The sequence below is a fragment of the Nocardia albiluteola genome (assembly GCF_018860155.1).
GTDB classification, from domain to species: Bacteria; Actinomycetota; Actinomycetes; order Mycobacteriales; family Mycobacteriaceae; genus Nocardia; species Nocardia albiluteola.
On record NZ_JAHKNI010000006.1, the window covers coordinates 36,288 to 59,720 of the forward strand.

General features: G+C 67.3%; 21 protein-coding genes. 15 read left to right on the top strand and 6 right to left on the bottom strand.

Annotated elements, in window-relative coordinates:
* Nucleotides 1-313: 313 nt before the first annotated feature.
* The 4 genes from KO481_RS18780 to KO481_RS18795 all read left to right on the top strand — a co-directional run bounded on the left by KO481_RS18780 (nt 314) and on the right by KO481_RS18795 (nt 2,998).
* On the top strand, nt 314-736 hold the full coding sequence (locus tag KO481_RS18780; protein WP_215918496.1) for an SgcJ/EcaC family oxidoreductase: 423 nt from the start codon (nt 314-316) through the stop codon (nt 734-736).
* A 47-nt stretch (nt 737-783) separates the two neighbouring features.
* The gene (locus KO481_RS18785; protein ID WP_215918497.1) at nt 784-1,728 is read left to right on the top strand and encodes an LLM class F420-dependent oxidoreductase; all 945 of its coding nucleotides are present in this window, start codon (nt 784-786) and stop codon (nt 1,726-1,728) included.
* 63 nt (nt 1,729-1,791) lie between these two features.
* The gene (locus KO481_RS18790) at nt 1,792-1,974 is read left to right on the top strand and encodes an SMP-30/gluconolactonase/LRE family protein (protein WP_308166711.1); all 183 of its coding nucleotides are present in this window, start codon (nt 1,792-1,794) and stop codon (nt 1,972-1,974) included.
* A 28-nt stretch (nt 1,975-2,002) separates the two neighbouring features.
* Nucleotides 2,003-2,998 (top strand): RNA polymerase subunit sigma-70, encoded by a 996-nt coding sequence (locus KO481_RS18795; protein WP_245401167.1) that lies wholly within the window; start codon nt 2,003-2,005, stop codon nt 2,996-2,998.
* A gap of 34 nt (nt 2,999-3,032) precedes the next feature.
* On the opposite strand, the gene KO481_RS18800 is transcribed toward KO481_RS18795, so the two are convergent.
* On the bottom strand, nt 3,033-3,686 hold the full coding sequence (locus KO481_RS18800) for a winged helix-turn-helix transcriptional regulator (RefSeq protein ID WP_215918499.1): 654 nt from the start codon (nt 3,684-3,686) through the stop codon (nt 3,033-3,035).
* An 83-nt stretch (nt 3,687-3,769) separates the two neighbouring features.
* Between KO481_RS18800 and KO481_RS18805 the strand changes: the two genes are divergently transcribed.
* On the top strand, nt 3,770-4,684 hold the full coding sequence (locus tag KO481_RS18805) for an SDR family oxidoreductase (RefSeq protein WP_215918500.1): 915 nt from the start codon (nt 3,770-3,772) through the stop codon (nt 4,682-4,684).
* Between the two features lie 15 nt (nt 4,685-4,699).
* Here KO481_RS18805 and KO481_RS18810 read toward each other — a convergent pair whose 3' ends face one another.
* Nucleotides 4,700-5,320 carry a TetR/AcrR family transcriptional regulator gene (locus KO481_RS18810; protein ID WP_215918501.1) on the bottom strand — a complete coding sequence of 207 codons (621 nt, stop codon included), beginning with the start codon at nt 5,318-5,320 and terminating at the stop codon, nt 4,700-4,702.
* 109 nt (nt 5,321-5,429) lie between these two features.
* Here KO481_RS18810 and KO481_RS18815 point away from each other — a divergent pair, with 109 nt between their 5' ends.
* Entirely contained in the window at nt 5,430-5,729 is a 300-nt protein-coding gene (locus tag KO481_RS18815) for a putative quinol monooxygenase (protein ID WP_215918502.1), read from the top strand.
* Between the two features lie 258 nt (nt 5,730-5,987).
* The gene (locus KO481_RS18820; RefSeq protein WP_215918503.1) at nt 5,988-6,638 is read left to right on the top strand and encodes a carboxymuconolactone decarboxylase family protein; all 651 of its coding nucleotides are present in this window, start codon (nt 5,988-5,990) and stop codon (nt 6,636-6,638) included.
* 65 nt (nt 6,639-6,703) lie between these two features.
* Here KO481_RS18820 and KO481_RS18825 read toward each other — a convergent pair whose 3' ends face one another.
* Nucleotides 6,704-7,120, bottom strand: a complete 417-nt coding sequence (locus KO481_RS18825; protein ID WP_245401194.1) for an STAS domain-containing protein — start codon at nt 7,118-7,120, stop codon at nt 6,704-6,706.
* 730 nt (nt 7,121-7,850) lie between these two features.
* Between KO481_RS18825 and KO481_RS18830 the strand changes: the two genes are divergently transcribed.
* On the top strand, nt 7,851-8,510 hold the full coding sequence (locus tag KO481_RS18830; protein WP_215918505.1) for a hypothetical protein: 660 nt from the start codon (nt 7,851-7,853) through the stop codon (nt 8,508-8,510).
* Nucleotides 8,511-9,110: 600 nt separating this feature from the next.
* Here KO481_RS18830 and KO481_RS18835 read toward each other — a convergent pair.
* The gene (locus KO481_RS18835; protein ID WP_215918506.1) at nt 9,111-11,591 is read right to left on the bottom strand and encodes an ATP-binding protein; all 2,481 of its coding nucleotides are present in this window, start codon (nt 11,589-11,591) and stop codon (nt 9,111-9,113) included.
* Between the two features lie 456 nt (nt 11,592-12,047).
* Here KO481_RS18835 and KO481_RS18840 point away from each other — a divergent pair, with 456 nt between their 5' ends.
* Together KO481_RS18840 and KO481_RS43970 are read left to right on the top strand one after the other, a co-directional pair.
* On the top strand, nt 12,048-13,526 hold the full coding sequence (locus KO481_RS18840; RefSeq protein WP_215918507.1) for an alpha/beta fold hydrolase: 1,479 nt from the start codon (nt 12,048-12,050) through the stop codon (nt 13,524-13,526).
* Nucleotides 13,527-13,545: 19 nt separating this feature from the next.
* A complete protein-coding gene (locus KO481_RS43970; protein WP_281066132.1) occupies nt 13,546-13,674 on the top strand; it encodes a hypothetical protein in 129 nt (42 codons plus the stop codon).
* Nucleotides 13,675-13,725: 51 nt separating this feature from the next.
* Here the strand turns inward: KO481_RS43970 and KO481_RS18845 are convergent, their stop codons facing one another.
* Complete coding sequence (locus tag KO481_RS18845; protein ID WP_215918508.1) at nt 13,726-14,772, bottom strand: Lrp/AsnC family transcriptional regulator; 1,047 nt, start codon at nt 14,770-14,772, stop codon at nt 13,726-13,728.
* Nucleotides 14,773-14,860: 88 nt separating this feature from the next.
* Between KO481_RS18845 and KO481_RS18850 the strand changes: the two genes are divergently transcribed.
* Both KO481_RS18850 and KO481_RS18855 read left to right on the top strand, forming a co-directional pair.
* Nucleotides 14,861-16,201 (top strand): MFS transporter, encoded by a 1,341-nt coding sequence (locus KO481_RS18850; protein WP_215918509.1) that lies wholly within the window; start codon nt 14,861-14,863, stop codon nt 16,199-16,201.
* Complete coding sequence (locus KO481_RS18855) at nt 16,188-17,381, top strand: M20 metallopeptidase family protein (RefSeq protein WP_215918510.1); 1,194 nt, start codon at nt 16,188-16,190, stop codon at nt 17,379-17,381. The genes KO481_RS18850 and KO481_RS18855 overlap by 14 nt, the downstream gene beginning before the upstream one ends.
* 1,084 nt (nt 17,382-18,465) lie before the next feature.
* Here the strand turns inward: KO481_RS18855 and KO481_RS18860 are convergent.
* Nucleotides 18,466-21,705 carry an ATP-binding protein gene (locus KO481_RS18860; protein WP_245401169.1) on the bottom strand — a complete coding sequence of 1,080 codons (3,240 nt, stop codon included), beginning with the start codon at nt 21,703-21,705 and terminating at the stop codon, nt 18,466-18,468.
* 131 nt (nt 21,706-21,836) lie between these two features.
* Between KO481_RS18860 and KO481_RS18865 the strand changes: the two genes are divergently transcribed.
* From KO481_RS18865 to KO481_RS18875, 3 genes are read left to right on the top strand one after another with little or no spacing between them, the layout of a single operon-like run.
* Nucleotides 21,837-22,478 (top strand): hemerythrin domain-containing protein, encoded by a 642-nt coding sequence (locus KO481_RS18865; protein ID WP_215918512.1) that lies wholly within the window; start codon nt 21,837-21,839, stop codon nt 22,476-22,478.
* Between the two features lie 46 nt (nt 22,479-22,524).
* Complete coding sequence (locus KO481_RS18870) at nt 22,525-22,902, top strand: DUF4267 domain-containing protein (protein WP_215918513.1); 378 nt, start codon at nt 22,525-22,527, stop codon at nt 22,900-22,902.
* 48 nt (nt 22,903-22,950) lie between these two features.
* Nucleotides 22,951-23,271 carry an NIPSNAP family protein gene (locus KO481_RS18875; protein WP_215918514.1) on the top strand — a complete coding sequence of 107 codons (321 nt, stop codon included), beginning with the start codon at nt 22,951-22,953 and terminating at the stop codon, nt 23,269-23,271.
* Nucleotides 23,272-23,433 lie beyond the last annotated feature (162 nt).

A 23,433-nucleotide genomic window follows, 5' to 3' on the forward strand; every position in this document is an offset into this window, starting at 1 on the left:
GTCGCAGCGCCGCCCGATTGGGGTTCACCCGGGAACAGCGGGGCGAGCTTGGGCGTCGTCGCCGCGCCTCGCGACATGAGTGTGGTGGGGGTCATGGCGTAGCACGTGACGCGTGCCCGAGCCGTTCGGCACTTCAGACCGCTGGCGCCCACGGTGGGATCGGTGTGTACCGAATCCGCCCCGCGCCGTGGTCAGTACTCATCGCTCGTCATTCTTTGCGATTCCTTTTCGGCTGGGCCGGAGTCTTCATTCTGTACATCCCACACCGATCGCGCGAGCGGCGCGATCGGAGGGCCGAGAGTGAGGAAGATCGATGACGAGTTATGCCAATCCGACTGCGGACGCGGTCGACAGCGCGGTGCGGGCACTGTTCGACGCGGCGTCGACGGCGTGGGCCGCCGGTGATGCTGACGCGTTCGCCGCGTGCTACAGCGAGACCGCTACCGTGATTCTGCCGGGTGTGTATCTGCCAGGCAGACAAGCGATTCAGGCCGGGATGGGGGCCGCGTTCGCGGGCCCGCTGAAGTCCTCGCGACGCATTCACGAGGTGGCTGACGTTCGGGTTCTCGAGGACGCCGCAGTGGTGATCTCCAGGAGTGTCACCGTGGCGGCGGGTCAGAGCGAGCCGGCGGCCGAGCGGTGGGAGTGGGGGACCTGGGTGCTGGTACAGCAGGACGGGAAATGGCTGATCGAGGCATATCACGGCAGCCCGCAGCAGGCCACGGAACAGCGATAAACCTCTCCACCGGACATGACACCGATCTCGAAAAGGACAGCCCCGCTATGAAACTCAGTCTTTACATCCCGACCGGGACCACCCAGGAGTTCTACGGCTACACCGACCCGGTCGCGGCGTTCTCGACGATCCGTGATCTCGCGGTGGTCGCCGACGAATGCGGATTCGACACGATCTGGGCGCCGGATCACTTTGTTCCGTTCGGGCCGCCCGGCGCGTATGTCTTCGAGGCGTGGACCACGCTCGCGGCGCTGGCCCGCGAGACCGAGCGCATCAAACTGGGGCAGTTGGTGACCGGCAACGGTTACCGCAACCCGACCTTGCTGGCGAAGATGGCCTCGACCCTCGATGTGATCTCGGGCGGCCGGCTGAAGTTCGGGATCGGCGCGGGCTGGTACGAGGACGAGTACCGGGCCTTCGGCTACGACTTCCCGGCCGCACCCGAACGGCTGCGCCGACTGGAGGAGGCGCTGCAGATCATCACCTCGATGTGGACCGAGCAAGCGACTACCTTCGACGGCAGCTATTTCAGGGCTGCGGGGGTGGTCAATCAACCGGCCGGCGTGCAACAACCACGCATCCCGGTGATGATCGCCGGCGGCGGTGAGAAGGTCACTCTGCGACTGGTCGCGAAGTACGGGGATCTGTGCAATGTGCAGGAACCGCCGGACGAAGTGGCGCGAAAGTACGGCATCCTCGCCAAGCACTGCACCGATGTGGGACGCGACTTCGCCACCATCACGAAAACCTCGACGTCCTACTGCATTATCGCCGATACAGACGAGCAAGCTCGGGCGGCTGTTCCCGAGTGGGCTCCGCTGGTCTTTCCCGGTTCGCTGGCCGACTACGGGCTGATCGGCACCCTCGACACCATCGGTGAGCGACTCGCCGTCTATGAGCAGGCCGGCGTCGACGAGTTGATCGTCGGGTTCGCCGACGCGCTCGACCCCGACACGCTGCGGAGCTTCGCGTCCGCATTCATCCGGAATTGAACCTGTCGACCTGGCTCCCGGCTCGCAGGTCGGTGTGCCACCGATGAATTTCGAGTGGCTCGGGTGTCTGCCGCCGGCGGTCCGTCCCGGCGACGCGTCTGGGCAGACCTCGGCACCGGCGTGCCGGACGGGATATGTGTCGACAGCGAGGGCGCCGTCTGGTGTGCCGATGTGCCCAACCAGCGGTGCGTTCGGGTTCGTGAGGGCGGCGCCGTCGCCGACACTGTCCTGGCCGATCGGGGCTGACAACCGTGACGTTCGTGGAGGAGCTGACATGCGGCCAATGATTTCGGGCACGATCGACCGGAACGAGTTTCTACGCACCGCCGACCGGTACCGGCCGGAGCTGATCGCCCACTGCTACCGGATGGTCGGCTCGGTCCACGAAGCCGAAGATCTCGTTCAGGAGACCTACCTGCGGGCATGGCGTGGCTGGGAATCATTCGAACAACGTTCGACGGCGCGGGCATGGCTCTACCGGATCGCCACCAACCTCTGCCTGACAGCCGTGGCCCATCAGCAGCGCCGAGTCCTGCCGTCCGGAATCGGCCCAACCAGTGCGGATCCCGATTCACCGTTCGCCACCGGCACGTCGGATCCGCTGTGGATCGAGCTATTTCCCAACCGGCTCTACGAGACTGCCGGCGATGACCCCGCCGAGATCGCGGTGTCCCGATCGACTCTGCGGCTAGCGCTGATAGCGAGCCTGCAACATCTGCCGCCACGGCAACGGGCGGTGTTCATCCTGCGCGAGGTGCTGTCCTACCCCGCGGCCGAAGTCGCCGACATACTCGGCACCACCGTCGCGGCGGTCAAGAGCGCGCTGCAACGCGCCCGCGCCACACTCGACGAACTCGCACCCGTGGATGACGCAGTGCCCGAACCGGATTCGCCGCAGGCCCGCGCCGTTCTCGACCGATACATGGCCGCGTTCGAAAACGCCGACATCCCCGCGCTCACCGAGCTGCTGCGCGACGACGCCACCCTCGAATCCGTACCCCTGGGCACCTCGCTGGCGGGCAAAGACCGCTGTATCGCGCGCCTAGCGCAGGTGATCGGCACGACGGCCGGTCGATACCGGATGCATCCCACGATCGTGAACGGGCAACCCACCGCAGTGGCCTACCGCCGCGAGCACCCGGACTCGCCCTTCACCTTGTTCGCTGTGGTGGTGCTGGCGGTTGACGCACACCAGGTCACCGGAATCACCAGCTACCAGGATCCGGCGATGATCAACCGATTCGACCTCGTCGGACAGCGCCATGACTGACTCTCCTGCAGGAGAACCACAGTGATACCTGAACTCAGCCGGCAGGGCGGGGTGCCGCCTCGAACAGGCGTTGCAACAGGTCGGGGTCGCCTTCCACCTCGAGTCGTGCCGCGGCTTGTGCCTCGGCGATCGTCATCCGCCTGGTGAAAAGGGCGGCAACGGTTTTCGGGTCGGTGGTGACCGACACGTCGGGGCGGTCGGTCACGGCCCTGGTGACATCGATTTTGCCGTCGGCGACGTGGACATCGAAGTGATCGTCGCCGAGGTGGAAGGCAAACCGCGCTTCGACGCGGTCGGGGCGGTCCGGTGCGAAATCGTCCCGCAGAGCGAGCATCACCGCGTCGGCGCTGAGGTGCGCCTCGAGATCGCGCCCGGGTGCGCGTCTACCCCACCGACCTAGGTGGTACAGGACCGATTCCAGTTCGCGGCCCCGATCGGTCAACTCGTACACCCACGACGCGCTGGGAGGCGGGAGTCTGCGCCGGCGGAGCACGCCCGCGGCCTCTAGTTCGTCGAGCCGTCGGGACAGGCGGTTCGGGCTCGCGCGTGGCAAGCCGCGGCGCAAATCGGTGAAACGTTTCGGGCCGAAGACCAACTCTCGCACGATCAGCAGCGACCAGCGCTCGCCGACCAGGTCCAAGGCGTGCGCGACGGCGCATGCGTCCTCGTAGCTGCGTGTCGACTCCACGAAGGCCACCCTACCCGGATTCGAGGCCAGTTTGGGACTTGTAAGTTCCATCTTGATACTACAAGATACTATTTTAGTACTAAATGACGATTGGAGTGCAGATGATCCTCGTAACCGGGGCGAACGGACGTCCGGGATCGGCCGTGATACGCGAGTTCGCGCGGCGCGGCGAACCGGTTCGCGCGCTGGTCCGGACCCCGTCCAATGGGGTCGACCTGAGCCAATACCCGACAGTTGAGGTGGTTCATGGCGACATGTTGTGGCCGCACACCATGACCGGCGTGTTCGACGGAGTGGATCGTGTGCTGATGATTTCGGGCGCCGGGCCAGATCTGCTCGAGACCCAGGTGACCTTCATCGACGCTGCCAAGAATGCCGGGGTGTCGCACATCGTGAAGTTTTCGGGCCGAGACGCCACGCGTGGGATGGACCCGAACGCCATGCGCTCCACGCGCAGCCACGAGCAGATCCTGCGGTACCTGGCCGGCTCCGGGGTCGCGTGGACCGTGCTGCGTCCCAGTCAGTTCATGCAGGTCTTTTTCGAAGAGATCCCGGACATCCTCGAATCCGGGCAGATCCGCTTGCCGCTCGGGGCCGCGACACTGGCCCCGGTCGACATCGAAGACATCGCCAAAGTGGCCCATGCCACGCTGACCACATCAGGACACGAGGGGCACACCTACCACTTGACCGGACCCGACGCATTGACCGTCGAGGAGATAGCGGACCGGATCTCGCGCGCCGTAGGCAAACCCGTCACCTACGTCGATGTCGCGCCGGAGCAGAAGCTGCGGGAGTGGCTCGACGCGGGATACCCGCCGGCGCGCGCCAACGCGTTCCTGCAGCTGTTCAACCAACGGCGAGAACTCGGCGTGGCCGAGGTCTACCTCGGCACCCACACGAAGTTCGGCATCGAGCCGACCACTTTCGGGCAGTTCGCGCTACGGCACGCCGCCGAATTCAGCGGCGCAGCGCCCTACGCGGTCACACCCGCCTGAGCGCGGCGGCATCGCTCACCGACGGTGCGAGTCCGGTCTCGACGGCGTTCGAGGCCAGGCGTGAAGGGCGGTCGCGGCGATTGCGTCGAGGTCGGCGCGGTCGCCTCCGTCGCGGGCGGTGGCCGACATGCCTTGGATGGTGGCGCCGTAGAAGAGGGCCAAGGCGTGGCTGTCGGTGTCGGCGGGGAGTTCGCCGGCCGTGATGCCGGTGCGGACCTTCTGCTCGAGGGCTTCGGTTGCGGCCCTGCGTATTTCACTCAGGTGCGTCTTGAGGTCCGCCGATTGCGGGGTGCAGTTGGTGGTCGCTGTGATGAGCAGGCAGCCGGCCGGGTGCTGTGGACGGGTGTAGGCGCCCGCGGCCTCGTGCAGCAGTCGCGAGATCGCGCCGTAGGCGGTGGGTTCCTCGGCGAGCGCCTGTGCGGTGAAGGCGCCGTAGGTGTGCAGGTAGCGGTCGAGCGCTTCGAGGAACAAGGCGCGCTTGTCCCCGAACGCCGAGTACAGGCTGGGTGTGCTGATCGCCATCCGCTCGCACAGCAGGGCGATGGAGGTGGCGTCGTAGCCGTGCTCCCAGAACACGTCGACGGCTCGCTCGAGCGCGGCTTCGCGGTCGAACGAGCGAGGGCGGCCCATCGGCATCTCTTCGCTCCTATCGGGTTGTGTTCCTATTCTATAGCGATCACTCCGAATGTCTGTTACGGTACTTTCAGATCGATCAATACAAAAGTTTGACCAGTTAAGGAGTGCCATGACTGTCAAGGTTGGTTTGTTCTTGCGGCTCGAGGCCAAGGCGGACAAGGCTGATGAGGTCGAGGCGATACTGAACGCGGCTTTGGCTGCGGTGCAGCGCGAGGAGTCGACGGCCGTGTGGTTGGCGTTACGCCTGGGGCCTACAACGTTTGCCGTTGTGGACGCCTTCGCGGACGACGCGGGTCGTCAAGATCACCTGGAGGCCAATGGCCAGTCGGTCGAGGAGTTGGCGCGACTGCTCGCTGCGTCGCCGGAGATCGTGTATACCGACGTGATCGCGGCGAAACTGCCGTCCTGATGGGTGATCATGTTCTGCCGCTCGGGTTGGGGTACGGAACGTTTTGTTCCTGGTCGGGACCCCGGCTCGGGCGAGGCGGTCGGGGAGTCAGACGGCGGGTGGGGCGTGAACGGTGTCGAACAGGGTGTGCCAGGCGTGCTCGGCGTGCCCTGCTCCAGGCGACCCAGGGCGGTAGGGCGGCACTGCGGTGTCACATCCGGCCGAGCCCGGACGCCTACCGTTGAAGGGGGATCAATACGCAGGCAGGAGGACGAGAAAATGGCACGAATTCCCGGAGTCCCGATGGGCAAGGCGGCACCGCTGGTGAAGCTCGCCTACCTGTTCGGGCCACGCATGATGCGGAAGCTGACCGGCCGCGATCCGCAGCTCGGAAGCGGGATCGAGCCGATGGAGATCTGGGCCTACCAGCCGAAGATGATGATCGGCATGGGCCGGTTCAATCAGGCCATCCGCAAGCACCGAACCATCGATGCAAGACTCGCCAATCTCGTCGAGCTGAAGGGTTCGCAGCTGATCGGCTGCGAATACTGCCTCGATCTGGGTTCGCAGATCTGCCGCAACTCCGGCCTCAACGACCCGGAACTGCTGGCGCTGCCCAACTTCCGTACCAGCGAGCTGTTCACCGATCGCGAGAAGGTCGCCCTCGAATACACCATCGCGGTGATGCGCACCCCGGTGGAGGTTACCGACGAACTGTTCGCTCGCATGCAGGAACACTTCACGAACGAGCAGCTCGTGGAGATCACCGCCCTGCTGACCCTGGTGAACCTCGACCGGCTGAACGCAGCCTTCGGCATCGGCTCGGCCGGCTTCAGCGAGGGCATGGTCTGCGTCCGGCCCGAGCGCCCGGCCGCCCCTACAACAGAATCAGCCGCCCGTACAACAGGTTCAGCAGCTGCAGATCGGTGACGTACTTGTGCTCCCTGCTGATGGCCCTCCGCGATTCGAGCGGTAAGCGCACATGGGCCGCGTTCTCATCCGTGACCGTGTCGCTTCGCCACTTCACGCAGCGCGTCGTCGAGGTTGGCGAAAGTGTCGAAGCACGCCGACATACCGCTGGCCGCGATCACATGGTCCACGCCCTGGGTGCCGGTGACGAGGTACATCTCGTGGGTGTGCTTCGACCATGCCCGTGCGTCATCGAGCACCTCCAGTCCTGCCACACCGAGAAAACCGAGTTCGGACAGGTCGATGACGATGGTCGGTTCAGCAGTGTGCAGCGTTGCGAGCAGTTGCCGCTCGAACTCCGCCGCGGTGTCCAAATCGACCTCACCGAGCACGCTGCACAGCGTGACACCGACACAAGGCCGAGTTCGCACGACACGGACGTAAGCAGACGATGGTCGGACGGGGTCGCTTCTTACCACCGGAGCCAGGTATTTGGAAGACATAGGAATCCCACATTCTTCTCGCACCCGCGATTGAGATGGACATGGGCCGTAGATTCGTGCCGTCCAGTTGTCGATGGCCACACCGAGACCGTCTCCGAGGTCCCGAGCTGTTACTCAACCCCGGATGATCAGTTCCTCATCTTGATCTTACCGCGCTGACGGTATGGCGCTGCCGAGCGCCGAGGGTGACACCGAACAAGCCCGCAATGCCGTACCCGGCCAGCACGGATGCGGGGGTACAGGGAAATCTCCGGCGAACATCACAGAGTGGTCCAGCCTGGCTGGTGCACGCTCTTCGAGCGCACCCGAACATTTCGCCGCCCAGGACCTCGTGCGGAATGCCCGGGGCCCTGGGCGGTGGACTTCATAACCTTCGTGCCGTCGGCAACCGTGCAGGGAACGATCACCGACGCCCCACCTTAACCCTGCCATCAGGCGTTCACCGTGCTGTCGGAGGTTGCCCGGTCGGACGGCGCGGCGCGGGCAACCAGAGCCCCGAATCGCCGCGGTGTCAGACATTCCCTTCGGCTGGAAACGGTTCGGCCCGGGCGGGTTGTCTTCTATCGTTGTTCATTGTTCCGGTCTGGTAGTCACTGGCTCAGGTGGCTGGTCACCGGTCGCGAGCATGGTAGTGGCGCGTCTTTCCGCCGGTTTCGCGCGCGGGGAGGCAGCAGAGTTCACGGATTGTTTCCGGTGGTTCGTTCGTACTCACCCGTAGGAGGGTTCGATCATGGCCGTCAAGAGCAAACCGTCGCAGGAGTGGACGCTCGATAGCGGGGGGACCGCGTGGGCGTATCTGTTCTCAGGACCGCAGGTGATCGCGCCGATAATTCTGGTTGCCGAGCGCGGCCGGGACGCCGCCGCACTTGAAGCCTTCGCCGACACGGTGAACGGCCCCAACTATCCGTTCGGCACGAAACTCGCCGAGCGCGGCCGCGACGCGATCCTCGTCAGTTATGGCCCTGTCGCGGATTGGGACACCGCGGCCGGCGCGGTCAGATCCGCGGTGCTGGAAACGAAAAGGCGCCGCTCGAACGATAAGCCAGCAGTCCTCGGTGGCGTCGGCCGGGCCGCGCTCGTGGCGCGATACGTGCTGGCGGATCTGGAATACGAGGGAGTCCACCACGGCGTCGGCGCCTACTTCTCCCTCGACAGCACGATACCGACCCCGGCCGAGCAGACCGCACTCAATGACGTCGGCTTCATGCCCCGCCTACCCAGGAGCCTGAAGATCACCACCGACAGCACAATTGACGTTGAGGGCCTCACCGCCCAGGACGATCCAGGCTTGTCGATGTTCGATGAGTCGCTATACGCATCCACACCGCCGGCGGATTCCTCATGGATGACCGAAGAAGCCGGATGGTGGCTACTGGACCAGCTCCCCTGACGCATCGACGAGGTGGGCGCGGCCCCCGAGCATGCAGGCCGCGCTCACGACCTGCGGCCACAAATGCCGCCGGTGTACGACCAAGGCATGTTGGGGTCGTGCACAGCCAATGCCATCGGCGCCGCGATGGAGTACGAGCGGGATCGGCAGGGGGAAACCGACTTCATGCCGTCCCGGCTTTTCATCTACTACAACGAGCGAGCCAGGGAAGGCACCGTTGGTTCGGACTCGGGCGCCCAGATCCGTGACGGCATCAAGGTCGTCAACCGGGAGGGTGTGTGCCCGGAGGCCCTGTGGCCCTACGACACCGCGCTCTTCGCCCAGAAGCCGCCGAGGCGTTGCTATGTCAATGCCAAGACCGACATCGCGATCAGGTACGAGAGCATCGCCACCATGGGCGAGCTGCGCAACGCGCTCGCCTCCCGCCTGGCGGTCGTGTTCGGCTTCACTGTGTACCAGAGTTTCGAGTCACCCGAGGTGGCCAAGAACGGCGAGGTCCCGATGCCAGGGCCGAACGAGCGGGTCGTCGGCGGCCACGCGGTCTTGGCGGTCGGCTATGACGACGGCGCGTCCACGCCGCCGGCTTCCATGTCGGCCCCATCAGGTCTGGTGCCAGCCCTGGATCGGGACCTTCCAGGTCCACGTGGTGTCGCCGGGCGGTGCCGCGGTGACCTCGAGCGTGGCGTCTCGGGCGGTGAGCACCGGGGGAAGGAGGTCGGTGTCGCTGGCCGATGGAAGTGGGATGACTGTGCTGGCGGTAGCCGTTTCGGTGATGGCGAGCGTCAGCTCGCGGTCACCGAGATCGGCGTTGAGTGTGATCTTGTCCGGGCGGCAGCGGGAGATGGTCGCGACGAGGTGGTTGGCGGCGCCGTGGAGAGCGTCGCCGAGAGCGTCGTCAAGGGTGTCGAACCTACCTCGGAACGTAGTGGCCGAGTGGATGCCGAGGGCTTCTGCGGTATCGCCGATCAGGCCCGACAGCCGGGTGCGGAGATCGACGCCGCTGGTGGCGGTGGTGTCCAGTTCGTTGATGGTGAGCCGGATCTGGTCGATGATGGCATCGAGTTCGGTGACGGCGGCGTCGAGGCGATCGGCCACGGCGGCGCCGCGGATCAGGGGTCGGGTTCCGATGAGTTGAAGGCTGAGGGCGAACAAGCGATGCACGACGGTGCGATGCAGTTCCAGGGCGATGCGTTCGCGTTCGCCGGCGATCCGCAGTGTGCGGAGTCGGGATTCGGCGAGGCGAAGGTTGACCAGGTTGTCGACGCGGGCTTGCAGTTCGGTGATATCGAAGGGTTTGGGCAGGTAGTCGTTGGCGCCGACCCGCAGTAGGGCCAGCCGTGATTGGTCGTCGGCTCGGGCGCTGAGGACCAACACTGGAGTGTTGGTGAGTATGGGGTCGGCGCGAACGTGGCTGAGAAGTTCGTCGCCACCCATGTTCGGCATCATGATGTCGCAGATGAGCAGGTCGGGCCGGTGGCTGCGGGCGAGTTCCAGCCCATTTCGGCCGTCGTAGGCGGCCAGTACGCGGTAGCGAGCGGACAGCGTGCGCTGCAACAGGGCGTTCAGGTCCGGGTTGTCCTCGATGACGGCGACGACCGGCTTCGCTGTCTCTGCGGTGGATTCGAGGTCCGGTGCCGGTGCGGTGGCGGTGAATTCGGCGAGCGCCTCGCTGGCGGCGGTCTGCTGTTCGGCGAATTCGAGGTCGGCTCTCGCGCGGACGGGAGTGCCCGCCGGCGCGGATGTGGGCAGGTCGACGGTCACCAACGCGCCGCCTTCGGGTGCATCTGTGATGCGGATGTCGCCGCGGTGCAGCCTGACCAAGTCACGGACGATGCTCAAGCCCAGCCCGGTGCCGGGAGTCGAGCGGGCTGCATCGCCGTCGAGTTGCCGGAAGCGGTCGAACACGGCGTCCCGGTGTGCTGCGGGGATTCCGGGACCGCTGTCGGCGACCTCGATCACGACGTGACCGCGCTCCGGCCGGACCGTGCAGCGCACGATCCCGTCGGTGCCCGTACATTTGAAGGCGTTCGACAGCAGGTTGACCAGTATCCGCTGCAGATGTTCGGGGTCCAGCTCGGCGATCACCGGCCGGGTGTCGACGATGAATTCGGTGCTGCGGTCGACCGCCAGCGATTCGAAGAACGCGGTGCTGAGGCGGGCCTGTTCGGCGATGTCGACCCGGGTGTAGTCCGGTCGCACCGCACCGGCCTCCAGCCGGGAGGCATCGAGCAGGTTGTTCACCTGCCGAAGCAGGATCTGCGCGTTGCGGATGATCATCTCCAGGCCGCTGCGGGCCGGATCGTGGGCGGGCACCGCGCTGAGCAGTTGCTGCGCAGGCGTCAGGATCAGCGTCAGCGGGGTTCGCAGTTCGTGACTGACGTTGGCGAAGAATTGGCTTTTCAGCTCGTCGAGTTCCTTGGTACGCGCATACAACTCGGCGAGTTCGGCGTTGGTTTCCTTGAGCCGACGGCTGCTCTCGGCCACCTGGTGGGCACGGGTGAAGACTTCCTGCTCCATGCGTTCGGTGGTGGCGTGCAGGTACGCGGTTTCCCGTTGCTGTGCGGCTTCGGCAGCCTGCAGCCGCATGAACTCGGTGACGTCTTCGACGCGGTGAACGATGTAGAGCAACTGCCCGTGGGAGTCGTGGACGGGGGAGTTGGACGGGCTCCAGAACCGTTGCTCGAAACTGCCGTCCGCCTTGCGGATGTCATAACGCTGCACCGGCATCGCATCGGTGACCCCGCCGCGCAAGACCCGCTCCAGCGACGCCCGCACGTTACGGACCCCCTCCGCTGCGGTGTCCTCGGGATTGTCGGGAAAAATCTCGAAAACGTCGCGACCGAGGATCTTATCGCGGTCGATCATCGTCGCCTGCGCATACGCGTCGGTCACAGCCACGACCCGAAGGTCGGGGTCGAGCACCAGATATAGATCCGGCGAGGCTTCGAACACCCGCCGAAAATCGACTTGGGCAAGCACCCTGCGCCTCCTGTGCACCAGACGTGCCTGCGTAAATCGTAATATCGAATCCGCGCAAATCAACGATTCGAGACCTGGGCAATTCCCGGGTGGGCCACTCATCGGTTGAGTCGGCAGAGCGGCGCGGTCGGCTGCCGATCGGATACTTCGCCGTCGGCACCGGGGTCGCAGCCGTATTGCGGACCGCCGCGGCAACCGGGCATATTTGCCGTGAGGTTGCTATGTGTTACGCGACCGTCGCCGAATATCTGCTCAACAACGAGCTCACATAACCGCCGATCCCAGTGATCGGACGTTACACTCGCTTCCGCCAACCCGCCGCGAAATCCGCGGTCGAGGTGCAAACACCGTGGTTTCCCCGAAGTCGCCTGGGTTTGCGGCTGACCAGGAGTGATTTCTGCTCGGCTGGGTGGTTGGCGATGGCTCCCGGTGCGATTCGGTCTCGACTTGCTGAAAGGTCTGGTCCTCGTGGGTGTTGGAGTTCGGTACTCGGCCACGTTCCGGGAGCGTCGTCGTCCTCATGGTTTGCTGCATGATGTCTGGGGTGGTGTCGCGACGGTGATCGTTGCCGTTCTCGCGGTCACGGTGGCCTCTGCCTCCGGTGTTGCGGTCGCTGAACCAGCAGACCCGTTGACACGCTTTCATCAGCAACATCTCGACTGGCGTACGTGCGATGATGCGGCCCTGGTGGCGGAGGGCGCGGCCTGTACGGAGGTCGAGGTGCCACTCGATTACGGCAGGCCGGACGGGCCGAGCATCACGATTGCGGTCTCGCGGATCCCGGCACGTGACACCGCACACCGTCGTGGTGTGCTGCTGACCAACTCGGGCGGACCGGGTACGCCGGGGATCGATGCGTTCGGTCTCGTGGGCTATGTTCTCGAACCGGATGTGCTCAGCCGCTATGACCTGATCGGATTCGACCCGCGCGGTGTCGCCCGCTCCGGGCGGCAGCAGCGATGCGGTTGGCCGGTCTCCACCCCGATCCGCTCGGCGGGTGTCGGGTTGCCCGGATTCGTCACCGAAACAGTTCTGCAAGCACAGCTGGCCGCCGATTGCCTGGTGGGTGATCAGGCCTGGATGCGGCAGCTCAGCACCCGCAACACCGCCCGCGACATGGACGTGATCCGGGCGGCACTGGGCGCGGACCGCATCAGCTATTACGGCGTGTCATACGGAACGTACCTGGGTGCGGTCTACGCCCAGTTGTTCCCCGGCCGATCCGATCGCATGGTGCTCGATAGTGCCATCGATCCGCAGCGTTATTGGCTTGGGTTGCAACAGGACTGGGGGCCGGCAGTCGAAGCGGCCTTCGACGACTGGGCCCGCTGGGTCGCTGCTCGTGACCGGCAGTACCACCTCGGCGCCTCCGCGCCCGAGGTGCGTCGCAGAGTCCAGGGCCTGATCGACCGAGCAGCGCTGTCGCCGATCGTGGTCGAGGGCTTCGGCTTCGATGATCATCTCCTGCCGACCGTGCTGTGGAACATGTTGCGTGACGCGCGATTGAACGACGCCCTGGCGGCATCGGTACGAGCCATCACCGACGCGGCCCAGGGACGCGCACCGCAGGTGCCCCAGGAACTGCACCAGCAGATCGAGGCCGACAAGCACGACGAAGATTCGGTCATGGTGCAGATCTGGTGTGCGGACGCACCGATGCCCGCCAACCCAGCCTGGTACTGGAATGCGATCCAGGCGGCCCGCCCGACCCAGCCGATCTTCGCCGCACTGGCCAACAACATTCAACCCTGTGCATTCTGGCCGCCGCCCGTGGAACCACCCACCGTGGTCGACAACGCCGTGCCCGCACTGATCCTGCAGGCCACCGGCGACAACCGGACACCCTACCCACAAGCGGTAGCGCTGCATCGTCAAATGTCAGGGTCGCGCTTGATCACCTTGGCCGACACCAGGATTCACATGGTACTGCGTCCGGGTTTGAGCACCTGCATCCTCGACACCACCAACCGCTACTTCCGCGACGGAACCTTCCCGGCACAAGACCACACCTGCCGGCTCACCACACCAATCGAATAGGCCCGGCAACGTGGCGGTGGTGACGAACTTGGATGCGGTCCCCGGCATCGGTGCCAGGCTGGTCGCACTGCCGGGGCCGGTGCGCGGGATGGGCTCGTTTCCGCTGCGCGCTATTGCCTGGACCGATCACGGCGGCGCCGGTAGCTGATCAGGCGCTCGCTCCGCGGCCGTCGGCGACGCCGTCGAGCCGGCAGCGCGGTCACAACGACAGCGGGACGACCCCGGTGGCCCGGCCGTGCTCGTCCAGCAGCCGCCCCAGCCGTTTGACGTGCCGTAACGCCAGTGCGACATCGAGCACGTCCAGCTCCGGCACCCGCTCGGACAGCGCGGCCTCGAGCCGGTGGATGTCGCCCGTCGCGCGCAACCAGACCGCGAGCAGCAGATTCGCCCGCCCGCCGGTCACCGTCGCGCACAACCTGGTCTCGGGCAGCTGCGCCAGGAGGGCGACGACCCGGTCGAGGTCGCTCGGCGCCACCCGGCACCACAGCGACGCGCTCACCGGCCAGCCCGACAGTGGTTGAGCCACTTCGCATCTCAATACGATGCGGCGGGTGGCCAGCAGCGAATTCACCCGGCGGCGGGCGGTGGACCCGCTGATACCGGTGCGCGCGGCAAGCACGGCGAAGGTGGCCCGTCCGTCGAGTTCCAGCGCCGTGAGCAGCGCCCGATCCGGCGTTGCGAGCGACTCGTCCGGCCGGCCGTCGGGTTCGGGCCGGGTGGCCGCGATCCGGTCCCGCTGGCTGGCGGTCAGCGCACGCAACTGCCAGCGGCTGCCTTCGGTGTGGATCGAGGTCATCACATGAGTCCGGCAGTCCCGCACGCCGCGAATGGCGCCCAGCGAGGTCAGCACATAGGACGACAGCTCGGAAAGGCTGGGAACGAACACGGTCAGCTGCAGATCGCCGTCGCCGGTGATGTGCTCGACGGTGCCGACCCGATGATCGCCGCACAGCTGGTCGGCCACGGCGTTGGCCTTGCCTGCCGCGCACTGCACTTGGATGCACGCGCCGACGAACGGCCGCAGCGTCGGCGCCCGATACACCGAAATCCACGCCAATCCAGCGCCGGTCAGCCGATCCCAGCGCCGTGCGGCGGTGACCGGGTCGACGCCGAGCACGCTGCCGGCCACAGTCCACGGCACGCGCGGGTTAATCTGCAGCGCATTGATCAATTGCAGCTCCAGCTCATCGAGCTCGACCGAATCCTGCATTCTGTCCTTCAGATAGATCGGTTTCTGAAGATTCACCAACACATGTGAATCCGACTATAGCCTTCCGCGCAATCTCTTCGATCTGCACACAGTGCTGTCGGCCGGCCAGGAAGGAGCCAAGGTAATGGCAGATTTGGTCGCGGACGGATCCATCGGGGTCCGATCCATCCCCCGTCGGAGGATCGCGCTGCACGGGCGTGAACTCGCCGCCGCCACCATCGGCGCCGTGGTCGAATCCTTCGACTGGAGCGTTTATGTGGTGTTCGCGGCGTTCTTCGCCAAGGACCTGTTCGGCTCCAACTCGCTGGCCTCGATGATCGCCGCCTACGGCGGATTCGCCATCGGATTCCTCGCCCGCCCGCTCGGAAGTATCATTTTCGGGCCGATCAGCGACCGGCGCGGCCGCCGCTTCAACCTGCTGCTGTGCATGTCGATCATCTCCGTGGCCAGCTTCGCCATCGCGCTGCTGCCCACGGCACATCGGATCGGTGCATGGGCCGCAGTGGCCGTGGTCGCCCTGCGCATTGTGCAGGGCGTGGCCTACGGCGGCGAGGGCCCGACCGTGGCGGCCTACGTCGCCGAGACCGCGCCGCCGCGCCGCCGCTACCTGTTCAGCGCGGTGTCCTACGGCGGCATCATGGTCGGTTCGCTGCTGGTCTACGGCACGGTGGCCGTGCTGACCGCGATCCTGGGCGACGACGCGTTACACCACGGCGCTTGGCGGTGGGGTTTCGCGGCCGGCGGCTTGCTCGGCCTGCTGGCCCTGGGGATTCGCTCGTTCGCGCCGGAGAGCGGCCACTTCGAGCACGGCAAGCCCGCGGTGACGAACACCCGGCCGCCACTGATCCGGGTGTTCCACGACCATCCGATGGCGGTGCTCACCATCTTCCTGACCTCCCTCGGCGGCACGGTCTCCTACTACTTCGCGCTGGTCTACCTGCCGAAGTACGCGGCCAATGTGCACGCCGCCAAGACCGCCGCAGCCACCTCCTTCATGACCGTCGTGCTGGTGGTCGTGCTCGTGGTCATGCTGGTCGTGGGGGCGCTCGCCGATCGATTCGGATTGCTGCGGGTCATGCGCATCGGATCCGCATTCAGCGTGATCTCCGTGCTACCGGCTAGTTTCGGCATGGCGCACGGCGTGATCCCGTTCCAGGTCGCCGCCCTCGTGCTGGGAGTGGGTGCCGCCACCTTCTGCGCGCTCGCCAACGTGTTCGGGGCATTGCTGATGCCGGCCGACGTCCGCGCGCTGGGCGCAGGCGTCGTCTCCACCGCCACCATCGCCGTGTTCGGCGGCACGTTCCCGATGATCGCCGAGGCGTTGCAGAGTGCTCACCTGGGCGCAGGAATTCCGATCTACGTCTTCGCGACCGCGCTGGCGATGCTCGCCGGCAGCTACACCGTGACCAAGGTCCGTCTGTTCACCGAAACCATGAAGAAGGAGAACGCCGATGTCCATCCGTGAGGATGCCGCCGCGATGCAGGACGATCTTGTCCAGCTGCGCCGGGCCCTGCACCGGGAACCCGAACTGGGATTGCAGCTGCCGAGAACGCAGGAAAAAGTCCTCACCGCGCTGGCGGGCCTTCCCCTGGAAATCGTCCCGGGACAGTCGGTTTCGTCGGTGACCGCGGTGCTGCGCGGGGCCCGGCCGGGACCCGCGGTGCTGCTGCGCGGCGATATGGACGCGCTGCCGGTGACCGAGCGCACCGGGCTGGGTTTCGAGGCCGCCACCGACCGGATGCACGCGTGCGGTCACGACCTGCACACCACGATGCTGGCCGGTGCCGCACAGCTGCTCAGCGGGCGCGCCGAGCAGCTGGCCGGGAATGTGGTGTTCATGTTCCAGCCCGGCGAGGAAGGCTACGACGGCGCGAGTCACATGATCACCGAGGGTGTGCTCGACGCCGCCGGCGAGCGACCCGTCGCCGCTTACGCTCTGCACGTGACCAGCAATCGGGTGCCGACCGGGGTGTTCGCCACCCGCCGGGGCCCGGTGCTGTCGGCCTCGGACACCGTGCGGGTGACCGTGCACGGAGCGGGTGGGCACGGATCGATGCCACACCTTGCTCTGGACCCGATTCCCGCCGCCTGCGCCATGGTACTGGCGCTGCAGACCCTCGTGACCCGGCGCGTGGACATCCACGATCCGGCAGTCATCACAGTCGGATCGCTGCATGCCGGCACTCAGAACAACGTTATTCCGGATGAGGCCTACTTCGAGGCGACCGTGCGGTCCTACTCGCCCGAAACACACGCTCGGGTGAAGGACGGGTTCATCCGTACCGTGCGGGGCCTAGCCGAGGCTCACGGCCTGGCGGTCGACATCGACTATGCCGAGCTGTATCCGGTGACCGTCAACGATGACCGCGAAACCGAGTTCGCCGCGGCGGCCGTGGCCGAGCTGCACGGCGCCGAGCGGCTGGCCTGGCAGCCGCAGCCAGGCGCGGGATCGGAGGACTTCTCGCGGGTGCTCGGAGAGGTGCCGGGCGCGATGCTCATGCTCGGCGCGGTCGCCGACGGCGCCGATCCCGAGCGTGCCCCGGCCAACCACTCCCCGCTGGCCGAATTCAACGAAACGGTACTGGCCGACGGCGCCGCGCTGTATGCGGAGCTGGCCATCCGCCGTCTGGCCGCAGCTGGCTGAGACCGGACTGCCGCGGCGGCCGGTCGGCCCGGCCGCCGCAGGTCCTGTGCCCCGGCCCATGCGGTGTCGCGATCTTGGCCTTGTGCCGACGACCGCCACGATGGGATGAGCCGGGCGTCTTCCCGCTCGTTCCTCGACGATCGGCAAGGCATTGCTCGCCGTTGATGGATCGGCCCGCGCGGGCTCGCAGGACAGAGACCACTACTGCGGCGTGGCCCGTAAACACTGGCCTCTTATGGCCCCTGGTACAGGCGCTCACACGGTAGGCGCCGAAGCGAACCCACGTCGTCCACGGCATCCCGGATCAGCTCGATCGAGTACCACCGCTTCCGCGCCCAGTCGTGCAGGAGATTGCGCGCCGCGACAACGGTGGCCCTGTAGTCGAAGACCACGCCATCAATCCATATTCGCAGGTGAACATCACCGTCGCGCGGAAACCACGCCGCAGAATTCATCCGTTACCCTCTGCGCCCCGAGCCCTCGCGACCGCGGGGTCCGGCCATCCTCCACCTGCTGGTCGACATCTTCGGCGACCATGCCGACGCCATTGTCGGTAGACAGAGGAAAGGCCATGACCGTGTCGTCTCCGGCTCGCCGGCTCGATTCATCGATAACCTTTCGCGCTGCAAGGCTCGCATCCCCGCCAACCGCGTGCCACCGTAAAATTACGTACAGCTACTTAACCCCGCTTCAGGTCGGACCGCCCTCGTAGTTTCACCCAATGGACAGCCCGGCGATTGGCCGCATAGACCCCATCGGCCGGATAATTTGGCCGCCTGCTCCCCACGACCACCGGATCACGGCCGCTGGAAGCACCCTTGTATGTTCCGCCGAGGGCCGCTTCCAACGAAGTAACAATCGATACCGCGCACAGATCATGCATGCCTGACGAAGTACCTTCACCGAGCCGTGCCCATCCTTCGGTGCGGAAGCTGTTCACGGTCGTCTTTGCTTGGGCGCCAACGGCGCTCACTCACCCGAGCATCGCTGAATTGTGCTCGGCATCGCGTCCTCACGCACGGTGGTGCCCGCCGCGGGACGGCCGCGGTGAGTCGACGCGGCGGGATTCAATCGTTGCGCGGGTCTAGACGACGGGGATGCCGCGGATGCGAGCGACGCGGGCGCGGGCGTCGGCGGACCAGTGTGGGGCGTTCCAGTGGTCGGCTATGTCGGCGGCCTTGGTGAAGTGGGCGGCCGCGTCGTCGTCGCGGCCCAGCAGCAGGGCGAGTTCGCCGAGGGTGTGGGCGACCGGGCGCAGGGCCAGGGCCACGCTCTCCGCACCGGCGGGGGGACCGGCGCGGTGGGGGAGTAGTTCCAGGTAGATGGCCGCGGCGGCGGCGCGGTCGTGCAGCGCGACGATCGCCAGCGCGCGCAGGCTGGTCAGGAAGGTGAAGAAGAAGTCGGGGCGGATCGGGGCCGGCGATCGGCGAGCCCGCCGGGCCTCGTCGATGTGGCCCGCGGCGTGCAGGGCGAGCGCGAGCAGGTCGGCGACCATCGGGCCGAGCGTCTCGTGCAGGGATCGCACGTCGTTCAGGTGGTCACCGAGCGTGCCGTCGTTCAGCCAGGTCGCCGCCAGGGCGAGGGGCAGGAAGCCCGCGGCGTGCACCGATCCGGCGCGTCCCATGCGCTCGGTGGCCTCGATGTAGAGGCGCTCGGCATCGGCGAACCGGCCCTCGATGAGCACCAGTGTCGCCAGCGCGATCTCGGCGGCGCCGATCGCCTCCGGCATTCGATAGGCGCGGGCGAGGTCGAGCGCCTCCTGGGTCACGCGGCGCATGGTCGACGGGTCGTTGGCCGCGGCGGCGTTGGCGGCCAGGTTGAACAGCCCGGTCACGCGATAGACCGGTAGGTCGTGTTCGACGCCCAACCGGACGAGTTCGCGGGAGTACTCCTCCCGCCCGGTACCGCGGGCGAGGATCAGCAGCGCCGCGGCCCGGAGGCGGGGGGCGGTGGCGAGATCGACCGCTTCCTGTGCCGCTGGGACGACGGTCGGATCCTCCTCGCCGACCAGCTCGTGGGCGTAGGCGATGAGGAGGTGCGCGCGTACGTTGGGGGCGAGGCCGGTCCGCTCGAGCAGGCGGCTGACGCGCTCGACGATGGGACGGTCGACCGTGCCGTAGGTGCGGGCCTGCCAGGGGGTGGGCTCGGTCCAGGCGGTGAACGCGGCGATCAACAGGTCGTCGCGGCCGATCGACTCGGCGTGTGCCACGGCCCGTGCGCGGGTGTCCCGGGCCGCGGCTACGGCCCCGGCCCTGACCTGCGCGCGCAGCAGTCGGCCGAGCAGGTCGGCCCGCTCATCCGGGTCGCTCGAATTGGCGACGGCGTCGGTGAGCAGGGCGGCCGCGACGTCGTGGGCGTAGCGCGCCTCGGCCAGCTCGGCGGCCCGCACGCAATAGCCGACGGCCTTCGGTGACCCGGCCCGCGCGTAGTGGTGGGCCAGGGCCGCGACATCGCTACTGCCCTCGAGCGCCGCGGCGATCCGGGCGTGCATCCTGGTGGTCCGCAACCTGCTGACGTCGGTGACCAGGGTGTCCTGGACCAGCGCGTGCACGAACCGGACCCGCCCCGGGCCCGGCTCGTCCAGGAGCCCGGCGATCACGCCGGCGTCCAGCGCGTCCAGCACGCTGTCCTCGTCGGTATCGGCGGCCCGTACGAGCACGTCTACCGAGCTCTCGCGGCCCGCCACCGCCGCCAGCCGCAATACCGCGACCCCGTGCTCCGGGAGCCGGGCGAGCCTGCGCCGCAGCACATCCCGCACACCGGCCGGAACCTCGGAGAGTGCGACCAGGGCGCCCTCACCGTTCAGCAGCCGCGCGCTCTCGCGCACATAGAAGGGGTTGCCACCGGTCCGTTCGGCGATCCCGGCCACGGTCGCGTCGTCGGCCGCGCATTCGGCGCGCACCAGTTCCGCGACGGCCTCGCCGTTCAGTCCGGCCAGGTCCAGCCGCAGCGGTGCGGTGCGGGCCAGCGATCCGAGCGTTTCGGTGAGGCGTTCGCTCTCGTCCGCGCGGTATGCCGCGACCACCAGAATCGGGGCCCGCCTGCCGATGCCGCCGCCGAGCAGCTCGAGCGTGACGGTATCCGCCCAGTGCAGGTCGTCCAGGATGACGGCGACCGGGCGGTCGGCTGCCGCGGCGGCGAGCCAGTTCCACACGGCCTGCCGCAGCCGGAAACGCCCGGCCGCGGCATCGCCGTCGACGGGCGCGGAATCCGACAGCAGCGGTGCCACGTCCGGCGCGAACTCCCCCGGCGCGACTCGGGCGGCCAGCTGCCGCAGCGCCTCGACCCACGCCCACGCGGGTGGTGCGCCCGCCTGCTCGGGACAGCGTCCGGCGGCCACCAGCCAGCCGTCGCGTTCCAGGCGCGCGCGGAACTGCTCCAGCAGCGTCGACTTGCCCAGCCCCGCCTCGCCGGTGACGAGCGCGACCCGCGCCTCGGTGGTGATCGTGCCGGCGGCGGCCAGCAGGGCCGCGAGCTCGCGCTCGCGCCCCACAAACGTTGGCGCGCTGACTATTTCGGCCGACGGCGCGGTTGCCGGAGGCCGGGCGGTGGGCGCGGGCGGGACGGCCGCGCGGAGCAGGTCGGTGCGCTGGGTGAGGATCGCCTCCTCCAAGGCCACCAGGTCCGGGCCGGGATCCAGGCCCAGCTCGTCGGCGAGGGTGGCGCGGGCGCGGCGCAGCGCGGCCAGCGCATCGGCCTGACGACCGCTGCTCCACAGCGCGAGCGCGAGCATCCGCCAGCCCGCCTCTCGCAGGGGGTCGTCGCGGGTGAGGCCCTCGGCCTCGGGCACCACCGCCGCGGGGTCGCCGAGCCGCAGTCCCGCCGCAATGTGCAGCTCGCGCGCGACCAGGCGCAGCTCGTTCAGCCGGGCGGTCTCGGGGGCGGCCCACGGTTCGTCGGCGACCTCGGCGAACGCGGGTCCCTGCCACAGCGCCAGCGCCTCGGCCAGCCGATCGCGGGCGGCGCGGGGATCGCCGGCCGCGCGGGCCTCGTCGAGCAGTTCCCCGAATCGCCAGGCGTCCACCGCCGCGGGCGGCAGCCGCAGCGCGTATCCCGGCGAGGCGCTGATCAGCAGCCGGGCCGGGGTCCGCGGCGGACGGCCGGGTTCCAGCAGGCGCCGCAGGTTGGACACATAAGCCTGCAGCGACGCCAGCGCACGCGACGGCGGCTCGCCCCGCCACAGGTCCTCGACGAGCCGATCCACCGGCACGACCTGACCACGCGCCGCCACCAACAGGGCGAGCACGCCGCGCTGGCGCGGTCCGCCGAGGGGCACGGGCTCGCCGCCGACCTCGGCCGCGAACGAGCCCAATACCCGAATCATGACCATGACCTCGCAGATCGTACCCGTGGACAGGGCTCCGAGTCGGCTCCAAATGCCTTCCAAGTGCTGGGGCGCAATCTCGACCCATCGAACCGACAACAACCGTTCGAACCGAGGAAAGGCAGCACCAGATGACCGTCAACACCCAGGACATGGTGATCGTCCACCGTGCCTTCCGCCGCGAATCGCGGTTGCTGGTGGATCTCGTGGCGGCGGTCGCGCCCGGCGACACCGCGCGCGCGGCGGTGATCGCCGACCACCTCCGTGACTACCAGCTGGGACTGAAGAACCACCACGAGGGCGAGGACGAGCTGCTCTGGCCGCCGCTGCTGGCCCGCGTCGACCTGGAGGCCGAGATCGTCCTGCGCATGGAAGCACAGCACGAGCGGGTCGCGGCGACGCTGACCCGGCTGGACTCCGCGGTACCCGCGTGGGCGGCGGGCGCGGGCGCGGACGAGCGCGACACCCTGGTGGCGGCCCTCGCCGATCACCGGGCGGTCCTGCTGGAACACCTCGACGACGAGGAGACCACGCTGCTTCCGCTTGCGGCCCAGCACATCACGGAGAAGGAGTGGGGCTCGCTCGGCGAGCATCTGGTGGCCAACACGCCCAAGCTCACCCTGCTCACGCTCTTCGGTCTGGTGCTGGAGGAGGCGAATCCGGCCGAGCGGGCCGCGCTGCTGTCCGTCCTGCCTGCACCGGTCCGCGGGGTCTGGCACATCGTCGGCCGCCCCCGCTATGCCCGCCACATCCGTCGCGTCCGCGCGGCCTGAACCGACCATCCACAACCCGAACCAACTATTCGACAAGGGAATTCACATGCAGAACATCATCGGCAGTGCGCTTGCCGCGCTCATCGGCGTCGCCGTGTTCGTCATGGGCGCACGTTTCATCACGAACCCGGTGAGCATGGCCGGGTTCGGCATCCCGAACCCTCCCGTCCACGACACCGGATTCCTGTACTGGCTGCGAGTCAAGGGCATTCGCGACGCCGCTCCCGGGTTGATCATCTTCCTGATGCTCGCCGCGGGTACCCCCACGCTGCTCGGTGGGGTCGTACTCGCCCTGGCCTGCATTCCGATTGCGGATGCGCTGATCGTGCTCCGCAGTGGTGGGCCCAAGGCGGTCGCCTACGGTGTGCACGCCGCCACCGCGGCGGTGATGGTGATCGATGCGGCAGTGCTGCTGACTGTCTGAACCCCGCTCGCGCACACAAGCATTCATCAGTTGAAGAGGAATTTGATCATGCGGAATTACCAGCTCCGGGTGTACACGTTGTCGTCGGAGGAGGCGCTGGATCGGTATCGGACGATCCATTACCCCCGGCATCTGTCGAGCTTCCCGAAGTTCGACATCGGTATCCACGGCCTGTGGACCGACAGCGCCGGAGAGCCGAAACTGTATGCGCTGCTGTCGTTCCCCGCGGACGCGGACCTGGCCGAGATCACCGAGCGATACTTGGCCAGTCCCGAACTACGGGCCGAAATGGAGGGATTCGACACGACCGCCATCGTCGAGGTGGCTACCACCCAACTCACCCCGTCCCCGGGATCACCACTGCTGTAGGGAGTCCCCCTCACGCATTGCCACCTTGCGACCGTCGATCGGTCGCAAGGTGGCAATTCCGCTGCCACCGTTGCCCCGTCGGTGCGGACCATGCCGGCCACTTATCCCGCACGCACTTGGAGAATGCCTCCAACTCGGCGGGCGGCGGGCGGGGATCCAGTT